Genomic DNA, 14,910 nt, shown 5'->3' on the forward strand with positions numbered 1-14,910 from the left:
GCGCCGGGACCGGCCGGGGCCGGCGGCCGGTGCGGGCGGCGGCGCCGTGCGGGGTGCGGCGGTCACGCGGCCCAGTGCCCCGCGAAGACGGCGGTGACCGTGCGGCCCTCGCCGTTGCCGTGCCAGCCCCAGCTCGCGGCGGTGAGCGAGATCGTGCGCAGCCCGCGGCCGGACTCGGCGAGGTCGCCGGCGTCCAGGGCGGCGGGCTCGCCGGGGCCGCCCTGGTCGGCGACGGAGACGGCGACCATGCCGCCGTCCTGGGCGACCTCGACGACGAAGATGCCGCCGTCCTGCCCGGACTTGGTGTGCCGGAGGGCGTTGACGACCAGCTCGTCGGCGGCGAGCAGGACGTCGTCGAGGAAGGGGCAGCCGGCCAGCAGGCAGCCGACGAACCGGCGGACGTCGCGGGCCTGCTCGGGCCCGCCGGGGAAGGAGCGCCGCCAGCGCAGCGGCGCGGGCTGTGCTGCCGGGAGCAGCGTCGGGGTCATCGGTAACACCTCGGGTCGCATCGGACGTGGTGGACGTATGGCGGTTCGTTCGGGTCACCCCTGGTCCGCACAGCGATCGTCACAGAAAGTCGCCCCCCGGTCACGAAGAATCCGCACAATGCGTGCCCCGCCCCGCGGATCGGCACAGGCGTCTCTCACATGCCCAAATCCCGCACGTGCGGTATTCGCCCACGCGTTCCCCATGGGCACAATCGCCGCACGCACATTATTCAAACGCTCACATTCCCCATCCGAGCCATTCCATGATGGCAAGAAGCACGACATTTCGCCAATGTTGGCGATGCCCACGTAAGGCGTGATAAAAAATGCCGCGTGGTCGCGACCGCGAACCATTCCGCAGGGCCGCCGGCGCAGGTGGCGGCCCGGTGTGGACGACCGTCAGGGAGCACGATGAACAGAGAGCCGGAAGGGCCGCGGCCCTGGTCGCCGGCGGTGCGCACCGACTGCCCGGTCGGTGTGGCGCACCAGGCGTGGATCGAGGCGTCGATCACCTGGTTCGTCCGCCAGTTCGGCCTGGAGCCGGTGTTGCGGGGGATCGCCGTGCCGGGTCCGGAGCTGTGGTCCGCCGCGTACACGGGGACGCCGGAGCAGATCGACGGCCTGGTCGCCAAGGTGTGCGAGGTGATGGGGATCGACCCGTCCGGCCTCGTCGTGGAGCTCTTCGGCCGGGCGGACGAGGGCACCGCGGCGACACGGGACCAGCGGCGCGCGGTCGGGCACCACCACGTCCGGGACGGCCGCGCGGTGATCGGGCTGGACATGACGGAGGCGTCCGACGCCGCCTACCTGATCGCCGTCATCGCACACGAACTGTGCCACGTCCGGCTGCTGGGCGAGAGGCGGATCACCACCGAACGCAAGGACCACGAGCGGCTGACCGATCTCCTCACCGTGTTCTTCGGATTCGGCGTCTTCGCCACGAACGCGGCGCTGCGATTCGGCGAAACCGGCCGCGGCTTTTCCGTCCAGCCCCTCGGCCATCTGGACGAGCGCACCCTGAACGCGGCCCGCAACGACGGCTGTTCGCGGCTCGGTTATCTGACGGAGCGCGAATTCGGTTACGCGATGGCCTGCTACGCCTGGCTGCGCCACGAGACCGAACCCGCGTGGGCGGCCCATCTCGACCCGGGCCCGCGCGCCTTCCTGCGGCAGGGCCTCGCCTACCTGTCCCGCGGCGCCGGACCGGGCGAGTTCCCGACCCGCGGGCCCGGCACCGCCGCGATCGCGGTCCGCGTGGTGCCGAAGACCGACCCGGTATGGCTCAGCGGGCTGCACTGAGGCCCGCGCGGCCCAAGCGGCCGCCGGAACCCCCGGGGCACCGGCCGCGGTGACTCCGTCACCTCGGCGAACCCGCCCGGCACGCCCGACTCCGAAGTATCTGGATTTTTTGTGTTATCGCCCGTCCTGGCCGGGGTCTGCACGGTGTCCACACACCCCGACGAGAAAGGATGGGGCATCGCATGAGCACCCCCACTCCCCCCAAGAGCGAAGGGCCGGGTCACCGGCGGCCGCGGAAGGCGTCCAGGCGCGCAGTGGCGTGGACGGCCGCGGGCGCGGCGGGGCTGGTGCTGGCCGGCGGGATCGCCGGGACGGTGAGCGGCGCGTTCGGGGACGGCTCCGACGCCGTCCCGGCGGCGGGCACCTCATCGGTGTCGCCCGCCGCCACCAAGCTGGCGGTCCCCGCCGTGACACAGCCGTCGCCCACGGGGACGGCCCGCCACAAACAGGCCCGCAAGGAGAATCGGAAGACCTCGAAGCCGCACCCCCGGGCTTCGCGCACGCCGGTTCCGCGCACGCCACGGCACCGTCCGACCGCCCCCGTGCCGTCCCGGCCGAAGGCACCGGCGAACGGCCGGGCCGGAAGTTACGCCGCGCAGATCGTCACGCTGGTGAACGAGGAGCGCGCCAGGAGCGGATGCGGCGCGCTGACGCCCAACCCGCTGCTGGAGCGGGCCGCGCAGGGCCATTCGGAGGACATGGCCCGGCGGAACTTCTTCGACCACACCAACCCCGACGGGCAGGGCCCCGGCGACCGGATCACCGCCACCGGGTACAACTGGTTCACCTACGGCGAGAACATCGCCATGGGGCAGCCGACCCCCGAGAGCGTGATGCAGGCCTGGATGAACAGCCCCGGCCACCGGGCCAACATCCTGAACTGCCGCTTCGCCGAGATCGGCGTCGGCGTGGTGACGTCGGGCGGCCCGTACTGGACCCAGGTGTTCGGCAGCACCCGCTGATCAGCGGGGCGTCGCGAAGACCTGGGTCCACCACGGTCCTCCGGCGCCCCGCACGACCCCGATCCCGACCATCGTGAGCCGGCAGTCGAGGATGTTGGCCCGGTGGCCCGGGCTGTTCATCCAGCCGGCCACGACGGCGGGCGGGGTCGAGGGGCCCTGGGCGATGTTCTCCGCCCAGACGCTCCAGCCGAAGCCGGCGGCGGTGATCCGCTCCCCCGGGTCGTCGCCGCCGGCGCCGCCGTGGTCGAGGACGCCGCGGGCCGCCATGTCCGCGGAGTGCCGCTGCGCCGCCCGGTGCAGGGCCGGGGAGACGCGCAGCGGGCGGCATCCCGCTCCGGCCCTCTCCGCGTTGATCAGCTCCACGACCTGCTGCTCGGCGGTGGGGCGCGGCGCGACCCAGCCCTTGTCGGTCTCGCGTGCGGGCGTGCGCGGCGGCGTCCGCAGGAGGGGTGCCGTGACGGGAGGCGCGGGAGGCGCCGGGTCGGGCGGGTCCGGCAGGCTCCAGTAGACGACCGAGGCGGCGACACCCGCCACCGCCGCTCCCGCCACCCAGCGGGCGGCGCCGGCCGGCCCGAATCCCGTCCCCGCACTCGCGCTCGCGCTCGCCGTGGCCTTCGCGCCGGTCAGCACGGCGTGCAGCGGGGAGTCGGCGGGCAGCGGCACCATCACCAGGCCCGCCAGCAGCGCCTCGGGCGGGACGAGATCCCGCTGCCGGGCGGCGCAGTGCCGGCACCCCCGGATGTGCTTGGCGATCCGCTTGCGCCACAGCGGGGACGGCCGCCCGTCCCAGCCGGCGAGCACCGGGCCGAGCCCGTCGCAGCGCCGGCCGCTCACCACCCGGACGACCGCGCGGCACGTCACGAGCTGCTTCTTCATCCGCTGCACCCGGACGGCCGCGTGCGGGACCGACAGCCCCAGCCCGTCCGCCAGTTCCGTGCGGGTGAGGTGCCCGGACGCCTCCAGCCACCACAGCGCGAGCAGGTCGCGCTCGCCCGGGTCCAGCCAGCGGGTCGCCTCGGCGATCTCCCGGCGCTGCTCCGACAGCTCCAGCCGCAGGACGGCCAGCTCGGCGAAGTCGCCTTCGGCGCCCGCCACCTGGGCCATGGCCTGCGGATCCATCGGCGTCCTGCCGCGCTGCGCCGACCAGCGGCGGCGCACCTGGTTCATGGCGATGGAGATGAGCCAGGACCGGAACCGCGCCGGCTCCCGCAGCCCGCCCAGCCCGCCGAGCGCGCGCAGCACCGACTCCTGGACGACGTCGTCCACGTCGGCGTGGCCGCTGAGCGCCCAGCCGACCACGTTGTACAGCAGCGGGAGATGCTCGGCGACCAGCCGCTCCCGGGCGTCGGCATCTCCGTCCTGTGCCGCCCGGACCAGCAGGTCCACATCCGTGCCCACACTCATCCTCGTCCTCCAGAGTCTCCGCCGATCCCTCTGGAGACCTCACGAATCACCACAGATAACAAGAATCCCGCCGATTCTCCTCGCCCCGCCCCCGGGCGGCAGGCGTATCGCTGGAACGACGACCGCCCCCGCCCGTCTCCGTCCCGCGGACCTGTCCGAATAGGCTGCGCGGATGACGGAGATCGTGACGTATGTCGAGATGACGGCTCGCGACCAGCTCGCCCCGGCGGCCCCGGTGCCCGGCCTGGCCCTGGCCCCCCTGGAGCCGGACTCACCGCTGATCGTCGAACTGCACGCCGGGGTCGGCACCCCCTACGGCTGGACGAGCGCCAGCCGGACGCAGGAGGAATGGGCCACCGGGTTCCCGGCCCGGACGGTCTGGATGCTGTCCTTCGAGCGCGAGCCCGCGGGCACGATCTCCTACCGGCTCCACCCCGGCGAAGTGGAGATCGAGACCTTCGGGCTCCTGCCCCGGTTCATCGGCCACGGCCTGGGCGGATACGCGCTGACGCTCGGAGTCCGGCGAGCCTGGGAACTGGCCCCCGCCGTGACCAGGGTCTGGCTGCACACATCGTCGCTGGACCACCCCCGCGCACTGTCCAACTACCACCGCCGAGGCTTCCGCACCTTCAAAACCGAAAAAGGCGACCCCACCTGACCGAAGCGGCCCCCTCCCGAGCACCGTGAAAGATCGAGGTCAGCGTTCGTCGGTCACCGGGGTTCGATGGCCAGACCGGTCTTGATCAGGCATCCCTTTCGGCTGGGGCCGGTACTGGATCTTCTTCAGCCCGCGTTCGACGATGCGGACCAGCCGGCAAGGCCCGGTGGCGGCGAAGCCGGCCATGGCCGCGCTTGAGCAGCGCCCAGACGTCCTCGGCGGGGTTGAGCCCGGGTGCATGCGTGTCACCGGCCGCATAGGAGACCGGGTTCGCGTGATCGGATCGCGGGTGCCGGGACGCCGGCATCGTCGCCGGGGACCTGACCGCGCACGTGCCGTGCGCCGCCGCAGCGGTACCGGTCATCAGCCGGGCCGGTCGCCGGAGCGCCGCAGGCGGTGCGGATTTCAGCGATGAGTTCGTCATCGCTTTTCGTCAGCGGTAGATCCGAGCTCGCCCGGAACTCCTTGAAAAGTTCTTGCAATATTCCGGCGGTGGCGCCCTCGTTTCGATGTCCGCTGGATGGGGTGTGCGGGGTTTCGCTCATGGGCGTGTCGTTTCTGGATCGGGTCCTGATCTCCAGCGTCATGGGATGGGGAATCGCATCGCAAAAGGGAGCGGAGTGTGGCCAGTGCCCGGGAGGTTTGGCTGCGCACCGTCGCTGGTGCGCAGCCTAGGGCATCCGCAATTTCACGTACGGTCAGTTGCTCCCAGTAGCGCAGCACGATGGTCGCGCGCTGCCGGTGACCGAGCCTGTCAAGAGCTGACAGCAGCAGCCGATGGTCGAAGTGATCCCGGTCAACCGGCTCGGGCTCGGGATTGTGCTCGGTGAGAACCTCCCGTGACCATCGGGCGGCTCGATGATCGCTGATGTAGGTGCGAACCATGACCGTGCGAGTGAAACCGGTCAGTTGCCGGCGGTTGTCCAGTTGCGGCCATTGAGAAAACACCTTGACCAGGGTCTTCTGAGTCAGGTCGTCGGCCTCGAACCAGTCGCCGCAGAGCAAGAACGCCCTCCGCCGCAGTTCGGGCCTGACCTGCTTGACGTACTGGGAGAAACCATCGTCGGAGTTCGGATCCACAGGGCACATCCAAGATCTTGAGCCACCGATGCAACGGACGGCTTCGGATGATGCGTGTAAGACGGTAAGGCAGTCAACAACGACATTGACAGACAGGTCGAAAGCTACTGACAGACCCGCCTGTACGACCATCGTGGAAAACCCTTACGTGGGCGCCCGTCAGAAGCGAGGCAGGAGGGGAGGCGAGACACGCGCCCTGTCTTCATGTCCCGAACCGAACCCGCTCCGGCGTTTGGTCAGCACAGATCAAGATCCGAGCAATCAGCCGATTCGATACCCTGGAGGTTGATCAACCGATGCGCTCTGTCCTTCTGGTCGCCGCTGCGACCATCGCGGCCACCACCAGCACGGTTCTCTCGCCCATGGCGGCCAGTGCGTCCCCGTCACCGACCAATGGAACAGTTCCGAAGCCCGGCCGGAACTGTGTAGTTCATTTGGCCGCATCCGGCAGCGTAAGCTGCTACGACACGTTCACCGAGGCCATCAACGACGCGACCAACGGGAAGATCACAGACGCTCCCCGAAACGCCCGTACCGCCGTGGCCAGTGCAACCTTCAACGACCGCATCAACGCCATCGCTCAGACAAAAGGCCAGTCGGCCGGACAGAAAGCCGCGACCGTCATCGAAATCTCGTACGAACACATCAATTTTCAAGGCGCCTCTCTGACATGGGAGACGTCCGGCGGCTGCGACAACTCGAGTGACGTGGACTGGCAGGCCGGCAGCATCACCGGATGGTGGAACGACCGAATCTCATCGTTCAGGACCTATGCCAACTGCCTGAGCAGGCATTGGGAGCACACGAACTTCCAAGGCGCCAGCACCGGCTACTGGGGCACCACCGGATACATCGGCGATGCCATGAACGACAGGGCTTCGTCCATCAAATGGATCTGAATTCCTGTTCTGAACCCCGCGGAACCATATGACCGTAGTGCGGAGCCGCAGCAAATTCTACGGCTCCGCACCGCGGTCCCACATCGTGCCGACAGACGGCGGATCGGCCGGCTTGCCGGTGGTGGGCGGCCTCGGCACGGCGGGCTGTTCCCATCGCTCCCCCTCAACGACGGCAGAGGCTTGGAAGCAGGTTCTGAGGCGACCTTATTCGGCCAGGTCGGACAGTTTCAGTTGCCGGCACGTAGTGCCCGGGAACACCGCGACCTGCCCGGAGGGCAGTACGCACGCCGCCAGCCTCGGCGTCGGCCGGGTGGGCTCACCGTCCGTTTCGTGATGCAAGCGAGGGTCTCCCTCACGCAGGAAACCTTGCCGGAACAAGGTCGCACAGGCGTCAAGCACATCGTTGACATCGGCGGGACCGGCACCGGCTCCCGCGGGAACGGCCTGAGCCACCTCGCTGTAGAAACTCTTGTTGTCCCACTCGCCGGTGCTGTAGCAGCGAATGGTGTGCCGCTGCGCCGCGGGCTCCTGGTGGGCGACGAACGCGAACGCGCCGGTGGTGCCGAGTGCGACGGCACCGGCGAGAGGCATCGCGATCGCCAACCGTCGCCGCCATGACCAGCGGCGGCGGGCGACCGCCCGGGTCAGCAACTCGGTACGGGCCGCACGCCGGTGCGGCGGCATGGGCCTGGGCCGTGGGATACGGGTCTCGTCCATCGGGTCGTTCATCGCAGTTTCCTCTCCTGACCGTCTTCGAGGGTGTCGTCGGGGAGCATCTGACGCAGCCGCGACCTGGCCCGCGCGAGCCTGGACTTCACCGTGCCGACCGGTACCTCCAACACGACGGCGGCGTCGGCGTAGGACAGCCCCGACCATGCCACCAGCGACAGCACTTCCTGATCGGCTGCCGGCAGGCGGTCGAGTCCCTCCCGGATCCGCCGCATGGTGCGCTCGTCGTCGAGCCGGGCCGCCAGTTCCTCCCCCATGTCGGGCTCGGTATCGGGCTCGGCGGCGGGCCGCAGCCGAGCCAGGAGCCGCCGTTGCCGGCGGCTCATGCGGTCGGCGTTGCGCAGCAGGTTGTTGGCCACCGCCAGCAGCCACGGCAGGATCGACTCGCCGGTCATGCGGACCGCGCGGCGGCGGCGCCACGCCTGTAGGAACACCAGCGAGGTGAGGTCCTCGGCCACGGCCCAGTCGGCGGTGCGGCGGAAACAGTGGTTGTAGACCGCGTCCGCATGCCGCTCGAATAACGCGCCGAACGCATCAGCGTCACCACCGGCCGCAGCCGACCACAGCTCTGCGTCGGCGCGCGGCCAGTCGTGGGCGCTCCCGGGCTCGGGGGTGTCGACGAAGATGTTCACATCCTCTTATGTCCGCCCACGGCAACGGGGTTCCGTGTCCGGGCGGCGGGGACACGTGTCCGGATCGGGCCACCGGGGCCTGCGCACGACGAATCACCGCACCCATCACCGCGGCGGTAGCCGGTGACGCGGGCGATGTGCGCGTCGGCCGGACCGGCGACACCAGTCGCGGCGGCGCGGGCACGGCGTTGCTGGAGGCGGTGGAGCGATGGGGCATCGTCTTCGCCAAACCGCTCACCCGCTGACACCACGTCCTGTTGCCGCCGCCCATTGAACGGCTATGCGGAATTTTCCATGGCCGGGGGCCGGGTCGCCGGCCGGGCTCGGAGGACCAGAGCCCCGGCATCCCGCAGCAGCGATCACGCACGGCGATCTGGACGTTGCCCAATTCCCTACGGTCACCCTGGCAACTTCTGTGAAGTCCCAGATTACGGCGGGAATCGCCGCGCGGACGGCCGGTCGGTCACTGGACGGCGCGTATAGTGCGGCGGCCGTCCCGCCGCTACGGTAGTGCAATATGAAACCGTACTGGTCCCTCCCCGCCCTCGCCATCGCCCTTGCCGCCGCGCTCGCGCCGGCGGGCGCCGCCCAGGCATCGCCAGTGTCCCCCGCCGACGGCGGGCACCAGGCCCGGTGCGTGTTCACTCCCACCCCCGACAACCCGGCCGCGAAGCCGGTGCGTACTCCCCGTCCCAAGGCCCGCGCCCACGGCAAGGTGGACGTCGTCATGGTCACGAACTTCGGTCCCATCAGCATCCGGATGGACAGGGCGAACGCGCCGTGCGCGGTGCACAGCTTCGTGAGCCTGTCCCGGCAGAAGTTCTACGACCACACGCGGTGCTGGCGGCTGACCAACTCGACGCGGCTCGGCGTCCTGCAGTGCGGCGACATCTACGCGGCGGAAAAGGGCGGCCCCGGCTACAAGTTCGACGACGAGCTCACCGGCGAGGAGACCTACCCGCGCGGGACGGTCGCCATGGGCAACTGGGGTCCCGACACCAACGGCAGCCAGTTCTTCCTCGTCCACTCCCGCGCGGACATCCCGCCCGCCTACACCGTGCTCGGCCAGGTCACCCGGGGCCTTCCTGTCCTCGACCGGATCGTGAAGGTCGGGATCATCCCCGGCGAGAACGGCCCCCTGGACGGCGAGCCCGCCGAGCCCGTCAAGATCCACCGCGTCTTCATCCGGGGCTGATCACCAAAGCCGATGCCACCCGCGACCGGCTCATAGTGGCCGGGGTGCTCCCGAACGTCGATCCCGCGCCGACGATGCTAGCCGGCGAGGCTCACCGACTGACGGACGTAGCCGGGCAGGGCGTTCCACCATCGGCATTCGTCGCGGACGGCGAGCGCCTGGTCCCGGTCCTCCGCCAGCAGGCGGAGGACGTCGCGCCGGTCTCGTCGGCCGCATGCCGCCACGGCCGATCTCAGGGCCGTGGTGGCCTGGGCGCCGAAGGAGCGGCCGCGGCAGAACTCCAGCATGGTGTCGGGCACGTCCGGGGGCATCCGGGGGGCGGCATTGGCGAGTGCCCAGCACGCTTGGACGCGCGTGTCGGTTTCGATCCGGTCCGCACCGATCATGTTCAGGAGCGTCCACCCGTCTTCGCGTCCCTCGGCGACCTTGCCGAACAGACGGATGACGGCCCGCAACAGGCCAGGGTCCTGGTGGTCTGCGCCCTGGTGCAGCCAACGGGCGAGAGTGTGCCGTAAGGCGTCGCGATACCCGGAGTTGACCAGCAGCGTCGTGTACACCGACCGGGTGGTGTCGTCGTGGCCGAGCAGGCTCTGGACGAGGATGTGCCCGAGCAGCGAGTCCTCGCCCTGCTCCCATTTGGCCTGCCAGACCAGGCCGATGCCCTGGATCTCGGCGGCCAGGCGCAGGCATGCGGCCTGGTACCGGCTTGTTTGCGGGTCCATGCGGGCGGGCTTGGCGAGATAGACGAGGTCGGGTCCCACTTCCCCGTGCAGTCCCAGGTGCGGGGCCGGGTGCAGGCGGCGGGAGAGCTGCACGGCGGCCCGGCGGACTTCCAGCTCGACCTGCGCGTCGTTGATCGTCTCCTGGCACTCCCTCCGCAGCGTGTTCAACTGCTGCGCGGAAGGCCGCCAGGATCCCGCGTCGACCAGTGCCGCCACGGTGGTGAACAGCTCACGCAGCAGCCAGCGGTCCGGCGGATCCAGCAGCGCCCGCACCACCCAGGCGGCGGGTGCCCGCGAAGGGGCGCGCTGGTAGATCTTCAGGGGCTGGAAGGATGCCGGGTTGCCCCGCTGGGTCATGGCGCCGATGGCGACCTCCCCGGCGAGGCCGACCGCGATCTCCGCCCGCCCGATCCGCAGCAGGGCCTCGGCCCTCAACTCCTGATCGATCCCCTGGGCGGCGCAGATCTCCAGCATCAGCCGCTCCACCAGGGCGCCCCAGGTGCGCCTGCCGAGTCTGCGTCCCGTCGCGAGCAGATGCGCCGACAGCAGGTCCCAGTCGGCGGCCGTGACCGTGTCGGCGGCGAGGACGCCGTCGATGATGTCGGCGGCCCGCTGCTCGGCCGCGGCCGCGGACCGGAGCCACGACCGGTCGTCGCCCCGATCGCCGTGCGCCCGCAGCACTTTCTGCGCGGGGCCCGCGAGCCGCCCTCCGGGCAGGCCCAGCGCCCGCTCGTAGGACGCCAGATGCTGGGCCTGCCAGGACGCGGTCCCGCGTTCCAGGCGCGAGATCATGGCCGGGCCGATGCTCCGGGGCGCTCCTGCGGCGGTCATCCGCGCGGCGAACGTGGCGGCGGTCGCCGATTCGGCGTCGGACGCGTTGTAGCGGTGGGTCCGGGCGAGCCAGCCCACCAGTGCGTCCGCGCCGGCGCGGGCGGGATCCGCCGCCTTGGCCGGTCGTCCGAGTTTCGCCTCCATGAACCGCCCGCCGCGTGCAGGGCCCCGGGCACCGGGACCGGACTTATTTACCGTCTGCGTCACCGATTCAAGCACCGGCCTCGGGACGTCCACAGACATCAAACTCGACACATGTCGCTCACCACGGCAGACCACCGGCGAAGCATCGGAGGGGGCACGACCATGCACGTTTCAGGCCACGACACGTTGATGAATCCCCGGGGCATCACACCGCCGCCCGCGTTTCGCCCGATCTTCGGCGTGGACATCGCCGGTTTCGGCGCGCCCGAGCGTGACGACGAGGTGCAGCTCGCGGTCAGGGAAAGGCTGTACGAGGTGCTGCTGGAGTCGTGGGAGGGGGCGGGCCTGTCGTGGGGTGAGGCGATCCGGGAGGACCGCGGCGACGGGGTGCTGCTCATCGGCGGCCCGCAGGAGTCGCCGGGCCTGCTCATCGACCCGCTGCTGGATCTCATCCGAGCCCGGCTTCAGCGTTACAACAGGTTGTCGAGCACCGCCGGACGGATCCGCTTGCGAGCCGCGCTGCACCTTGGCCCCGTCCACCAGGACGATCACGGCGTCGTCGGCACGGCGATCAACCACATGTTCCGTCTGCTGAACGCCCCGCAGTTGCGCGAAGCCTTGGACGAGCCCAACGTCGACCTGGCGTTCATCGCCTCCCAGCAGGTTTATGACAGCGTCATCGTCACCCACGGCTCTCTGGGGCCCGAAAACTACCTGCCTGTCGAATGTCATGTGAAGGAGACCGCGGCACCGGCCTGGATCACCATCCCGGTACGCGGCCGCCGTCCCCTGATCACCCACTCGCGAGCCGGCGTCGCCAGCGTGATCCCCCTGGACCGGCGAGCCGACTGACGTCCGCCGACCCGGCTTCCACCGTCCCGGCGGACGGCCATTCGCGACGAAGTCGCGGTACTCGCCGGACAGCACTCCTTGGCCGCCCATCGTCCGGTGTCGGAAGCCGGAGGTAAGGGCGCGGCGGCCGGGGCTGCGGGCGTGGTTGGCGGCGGTTGGCGGGCCTCAGCCTTGAGTGCTGGGTGACGGCGGCGGGTCATCTTTGCCGGGCCATCCTGGACTCTCGGGACGCCGGGCGCGGTGCTCAGTGCTGAGCGAATTGACACTCACAAAGGCGGGGGCACAAATCCGGCACATGCGGACATGTGGGCTTTGTGATTAGGATTTTTGCGACCGAATCAGACACACAAAGGCCGCACGTGCGGATTTGAGCGTGGCGATATGGCTTATGGCGCTGTTAGCGGTGTGCGTGTCGAGCATTTGCCCGAATGTGACCATACGATTACTCCACAGCGGTTGACCGTGAAGAGTTAACGAACAGCACGGACTGTGTTCGACGCGATATCGGGAGGACGGCCATGCCGATCCCCTACGTCCGCCGCCGCCGGCTGGCGGCCGAGATCCGCAAACTCCGGGAGAGCCGCGGCCTCACGACCGATGGCCTGGCCCGCCTCATGTTCTACAACCGCGCGAAGATCTCCCGGCTGGAGAACGCCCAGATCCGCCCGGACCTCATCGAGATCATGAACATCCTTGACGCCCTCGAAGTCACCGGCAGCCAGTACGACCGGATCTGCCAGCTCGCCCGCGAGGCCGGACAGAAGGGCTGGTGGGACCAGTACGGCATGTCCATGGGGCCGCGCCAGAAGCTCGCGGCCGATCTGGAGTACAACGCCGCTACTGTCCGCAGCTACGACCAAACCGCGATGCCTGGCTCCCTACAGTGTCGCCCGTTCATCGACGCCCTCGTTAAGCTCGATGAGAGCCAGCGGACGCTCGACTACCAGCCGGAGCGGATGGCCGAGGCTCGCGCGGCCCGGCAGCGCCAACTGCTCAGACCAGACGGCCCGACCTACGAGACCATCCTCGACGAATGCGTGATCCACAGGCTGGCAGTACCTCCAAAAGTGATGGCCGCCCAGCTCCGCCACATGATCACGACGGTCACGAAGAGAAAACTGATCAGCGTCCGGGTACTCCTACACAACGCCCGCATTCCCGGCGGTCTTCCTCCCCAGTCGTCGTTCTACCTCTACGCCTTCGCTGAGCCCGGTGATCCGCCGATAGCAGTAGTCGATACCGTTACCACTGACCTCATCCTCACCCAGCGCGGCGAACTCGCGAGGTACAACGTTATGTACGACCGACTGCGAGAGGCCGCCCTGCCCCCAGAAGACAGCATTGCCTTCCTTGAACAGGTAGCCAACCGGGTGACCGACCAGGCATGATCGGGAACATGAACAAGCACTATTCCGGATGGCGCAAATCCACTCACAGCGCTCCGGACGGCCACTGTGTCGAAGTTGCCCAAGCCAACGACGGGAGCATTGGCGTCCGTGACACCAAGCTCAACCACAGCCCTATCCTCGAGTTCACCCCCACCGAGTGGCGCGCCTTCCTCAAGGCCGTCCGGCCCGATCAGCTCTGACGGAATCGAGCGATGAACGAACACTTCACCAACTGGCGCAAGTCACGCCACAGCGAACCCAACGGCCACTGCATCGAAGTGGGCCGAGCCACCAATGGCACCATCTGTGTCCGCGACACCAAGCTCAACAGCAACGGCCCAACCCTGGAGTTCACCAGGGACGAGTGGCGGATCTTCCTTCACAAGATCCGTGCGGACGACCACTGACCCCCTACGGACATCATCGGCCTTGAGACGAGCCTGCCCCGTCTCAAGGCTGCTGGCGTTTTGAAGCTCCCACGTTCACCTGTCCGGGTGGCGCGGCCCTTCTCCTGGAGGCGGATCGAGGATCGTCTTGTACGGCTCCCCTGTCTCCATGGCCCGCGCCATCGCGTCATACACATCCAAGATCAGCGCCTTGGTCCGCGCGAACCGTTCAGGATCGTTGCGCTGGAAGGCACCAAAGCTGTCCATGATGTAGCCGACATCATCACGACCGACGCCGCAGAGGTGGAAGTACGCAGCGTCCAACTCAACTCGCATCGCAAACCGCCGCTCCTCATCCCAGATAAAGGGCGCCCCGTTGGTGAGCAGGATGTCCGGCTTGGCGCTGATGACGCGGTCGCGCTCCTCCGGGAGCTCCTGGCCGGTGCAGCAGGCGAACGTGACGGGACAGTCACCGGCGGCCATCCCCCACGTCAGATACTTCTCCAGCTCGTGGAGCTGGCTGTTCGCCAGCGCGTTCATCGGGTAGACGACGATCGCCTTGATCCGGCCGGGCTCCGGGTCGCGCAGCACCGAATCGACGATGGGGACGATGTAGGAGAGGCTCTTACCCGAGCCGGTGCCGGTGGTGAGAACGTAGCTGTCCTTCTCGCGCGCCGCCTCGATCGCCTCGCGCCGATGCCTGTGCAGGATGAGGGGTGCGCTCCCCCTCGTCCTCGACGAGTTCGCAACGGTGCCGCCAGGCTCGAAATTCGGGTTGAGCGGCAGCCAGGGGTCGGGCCAGCGGACCTTGCCCTTCTCCTCCTCCCGCAGGTGCTCGGCGATGCGCTCGTCACGGACCTCGACCAGGGGCGCGGCGAAGGCGGAATAGTCCCTGATCAGCCGGTCGTGCACCTCGAACACGTCCATGTGCCGGTCACCGCACCCGGCGTGGCCGACAGCGCGAGTATGACCGAAACACTTCTTCTGATCGCGGGGTGGAGACCCACAGAATGTAGGGTCCCGTCCGATCAGACGCTCGGACGGGGACCCTTTCTCTGTCATCTTACGGAAGGAATTCCAGAGGGCTTCCAGTCAGACGTGTCCGGCTTCGCAGAAGGTGCCGGGAATTGTCTTCGTCTTGGGCGGCTGGTCGGCGACTTCCGCGAATATCGAGGCAGAGAACGGCCATAGACCGTCGCCGCCGTCGAGGTCCGCTCCATCCTCTCCGTAGTCGTTGAAGT

General features: G+C 69.1%; 17 protein-coding genes. 9 read left to right on the plus strand and 8 right to left on the minus strand.

The genetic code is table 11. The features are described from left to right. Positions 1–62: 62 nt before the first annotated feature. Positions 63–488 (minus strand): ATP-binding protein, encoded by a 426-nt coding sequence (locus AF1_RS28405; RefSeq protein ID WP_067806076.1) that lies wholly within the window; start codon positions 486–488, stop codon positions 63–65. A gap of 411 nt (positions 489–899) precedes the next feature. Here AF1_RS28405 and AF1_RS28410 point away from each other — a divergent pair, with 411 nt between their 5' ends. Both AF1_RS28410 and AF1_RS28415 read left to right on the plus strand, forming a co-directional pair. After that, positions 900–1,787 (plus strand): hypothetical protein, encoded by an 888-nt coding sequence (locus AF1_RS28410; RefSeq protein WP_131732828.1) that lies wholly within the window; start codon positions 900–902, stop codon positions 1,785–1,787. A 182-nt stretch (positions 1,788–1,969) separates the two neighbouring features. Further along, the gene (locus tag AF1_RS28415) at positions 1,970–2,749 is read left to right on the plus strand and encodes a CAP domain-containing protein (RefSeq protein WP_207394140.1); all 780 of its coding nucleotides are present in this window, start codon (positions 1,970–1,972) and stop codon (positions 2,747–2,749) included. Here the strand turns inward: AF1_RS28415 and AF1_RS28420 are convergent, their stop codons facing one another. Beyond that, positions 2,750–4,153, minus strand: coding sequence for a sigma-70 family RNA polymerase sigma factor (locus tag AF1_RS28420; RefSeq protein WP_084263430.1), 1,404 nt, complete (start codon positions 4,151–4,153; stop codon positions 2,750–2,752). It abuts the gene before it with no gap. Between the two features lie 172 nt (positions 4,154–4,325). On the opposite strand from AF1_RS28420, the gene AF1_RS28425 reads away from it, so the two are divergent. Then, positions 4,326–4,811: a GNAT family N-acetyltransferase gene (locus tag AF1_RS28425; RefSeq protein WP_067806087.1), complete on the plus strand. Its 486-nt coding sequence runs from the start codon at positions 4,326–4,328 to the stop codon at positions 4,809–4,811. A 39-nt stretch (positions 4,812–4,850) separates the two neighbouring features. Here the strand turns inward: AF1_RS28425 and AF1_RS36015 are convergent, their stop codons facing one another. Continuing rightward, positions 4,851–4,997, minus strand: coding sequence for a hypothetical protein (locus tag AF1_RS36015; protein WP_217999853.1), 147 nt, complete (start codon positions 4,995–4,997; stop codon positions 4,851–4,853). A 234-nt stretch (positions 4,998–5,231) separates the two neighbouring features. After that, positions 5,232–5,891, minus strand: a complete 660-nt coding sequence (locus AF1_RS33815) for an RNA polymerase sigma factor (protein WP_242608936.1) — start codon at positions 5,889–5,891, stop codon at positions 5,232–5,234. Positions 5,892–6,187: 296 nt separating this feature from the next. Here AF1_RS33815 and AF1_RS28430 point away from each other — a divergent pair, with 296 nt between their 5' ends. Continuing rightward, positions 6,188–6,790: a hypothetical protein gene (locus AF1_RS28430; protein WP_131732829.1), complete on the plus strand. Its 603-nt coding sequence runs from the start codon at positions 6,188–6,190 to the stop codon at positions 6,788–6,790. Between the two features lie 204 nt (positions 6,791–6,994). Here the strand turns inward: AF1_RS28430 and AF1_RS28435 are convergent, their stop codons facing one another. Further along, positions 6,995–7,519: a hypothetical protein gene (locus tag AF1_RS28435; RefSeq protein ID WP_067806092.1), complete on the minus strand. Its 525-nt coding sequence runs from the start codon at positions 7,517–7,519 to the stop codon at positions 6,995–6,997. After that, complete coding sequence (locus AF1_RS28440; protein ID WP_207394141.1) at positions 7,516–8,151, minus strand: RNA polymerase sigma factor; 636 nt, start codon at positions 8,149–8,151, stop codon at positions 7,516–7,518. The genes AF1_RS28435 and AF1_RS28440 overlap by 4 nt, the downstream gene beginning before the upstream one ends. Before the next feature lie 517 nt (positions 8,152–8,668). On the opposite strand from AF1_RS28440, the gene AF1_RS28445 reads away from it, so the two are divergent. Next, positions 8,669–9,346, plus strand: a complete 678-nt coding sequence (locus AF1_RS28445; RefSeq protein ID WP_067806093.1) for a peptidylprolyl isomerase — start codon at positions 8,669–8,671, stop codon at positions 9,344–9,346. 77 nt (positions 9,347–9,423) lie between these two features. On the opposite strand, the gene AF1_RS28450 is transcribed toward AF1_RS28445, so the two are convergent. Then, on the minus strand, positions 9,424–11,043 hold the full coding sequence (locus tag AF1_RS28450; protein WP_067806096.1) for a hypothetical protein: 1,620 nt from the start codon (positions 11,041–11,043) through the stop codon (positions 9,424–9,426). A gap of 240 nt (positions 11,044–11,283) precedes the next feature. Here AF1_RS28450 and AF1_RS28455 point away from each other — a divergent pair, with 240 nt between their 5' ends. From AF1_RS28455 to AF1_RS28470, 4 genes are all read left to right on the plus strand, one after another. Continuing rightward, entirely contained in the window at positions 11,284–11,895 is a 612-nt protein-coding gene (locus AF1_RS28455; protein WP_169804062.1) for a hypothetical protein, read from the plus strand. Between the two features lie 518 nt (positions 11,896–12,413). Next, positions 12,414–13,283 (plus strand): helix-turn-helix domain-containing protein, encoded by an 870-nt coding sequence (locus AF1_RS28460; RefSeq protein WP_067806102.1) that lies wholly within the window; start codon positions 12,414–12,416, stop codon positions 13,281–13,283. A gap of 8 nt (positions 13,284–13,291) precedes the next feature. Then, positions 13,292–13,483, plus strand: coding sequence for a DUF397 domain-containing protein (locus tag AF1_RS28465; protein WP_067806117.1), 192 nt, complete (start codon positions 13,292–13,294; stop codon positions 13,481–13,483). A 12-nt stretch (positions 13,484–13,495) separates the two neighbouring features. Next, the gene (locus AF1_RS28470) at positions 13,496–13,690 is read left to right on the plus strand and encodes a DUF397 domain-containing protein (protein ID WP_067806106.1); all 195 of its coding nucleotides are present in this window, start codon (positions 13,496–13,498) and stop codon (positions 13,688–13,690) included. A gap of 75 nt (positions 13,691–13,765) precedes the next feature. Here AF1_RS28470 and AF1_RS28475 read toward each other — a convergent pair whose 3' ends face one another. Continuing rightward, positions 13,766–14,596 (minus strand): DEAD/DEAH box helicase, encoded by an 831-nt coding sequence (locus tag AF1_RS28475; RefSeq protein ID WP_067806109.1) that lies wholly within the window; start codon positions 14,594–14,596, stop codon positions 13,766–13,768. Positions 14,597–14,910: the final 314 nt, after the last annotated feature.

The sequence above is a fragment of the Actinomadura formosensis NBRC 14204 genome (assembly GCF_001552155.1).
Taxonomy (GTDB): domain Bacteria; phylum Actinomycetota; class Actinomycetes; order Streptosporangiales; family Streptosporangiaceae; genus Spirillospora; species Spirillospora formosensis.

Coding starts and splice junctions, on each gene's coding strand:
- AF1_RS28405 (WP_067806076.1), bottom strand. CDS start 488: ATGACCCCGACGCTGCTCCCGGCAGCACAGCCCGCGCCGCTGCGCTGG.
- AF1_RS28410 (WP_131732828.1), top strand. CDS start 900: ATGAACAGAGAGCCGGAAGGGCCGCGGCCCTGGTCGCCGGCGGTGCGC.
- AF1_RS28415 (WP_207394140.1), top strand. CDS start 1,970: ATGAGCACCCCCACTCCCCCCAAGAGCGAAGGGCCGGGTCACCGGCGG.
- AF1_RS28420 (WP_084263430.1), bottom strand. CDS start 4,153: ATGAGTGTGGGCACGGATGTGGACCTGCTGGTCCGGGCGGCACAGGAC.
- AF1_RS28425 (WP_067806087.1), top strand. CDS start 4,326: ATGACGGAGATCGTGACGTATGTCGAGATGACGGCTCGCGACCAGCTC.
- AF1_RS36015 (WP_217999853.1), bottom strand. CDS start 4,997: ATGGCCGGCTTCGCCGCCACCGGGCCTTGCCGGCTGGTCCGCATCGTC.
- AF1_RS28430 (WP_131732829.1), top strand. CDS start 6,188: ATGCGCTCTGTCCTTCTGGTCGCCGCTGCGACCATCGCGGCCACCACC.
- AF1_RS28435 (WP_067806092.1), bottom strand. CDS start 7,519: ATGAACGACCCGATGGACGAGACCCGTATCCCACGGCCCAGGCCCATG.
- AF1_RS28445 (WP_067806093.1), top strand. CDS start 8,669: ATGAAACCGTACTGGTCCCTCCCCGCCCTCGCCATCGCCCTTGCCGCC.
- AF1_RS28450 (WP_067806096.1), bottom strand. CDS start 11,043: ATGGAGGCGAAACTCGGACGACCGGCCAAGGCGGCGGATCCCGCCCGC.
- AF1_RS28460 (WP_067806102.1), top strand. CDS start 12,414: ATGCCGATCCCCTACGTCCGCCGCCGCCGGCTGGCGGCCGAGATCCGC.
- AF1_RS28465 (WP_067806117.1), top strand. CDS start 13,292: ATGAACAAGCACTATTCCGGATGGCGCAAATCCACTCACAGCGCTCCG.
- AF1_RS28470 (WP_067806106.1), top strand. CDS start 13,496: ATGAACGAACACTTCACCAACTGGCGCAAGTCACGCCACAGCGAACCC.
- AF1_RS28475 (WP_067806109.1), bottom strand. CDS start 14,596: ATGGACGTGTTCGAGGTGCACGACCGGCTGATCAGGGACTATTCCGCC.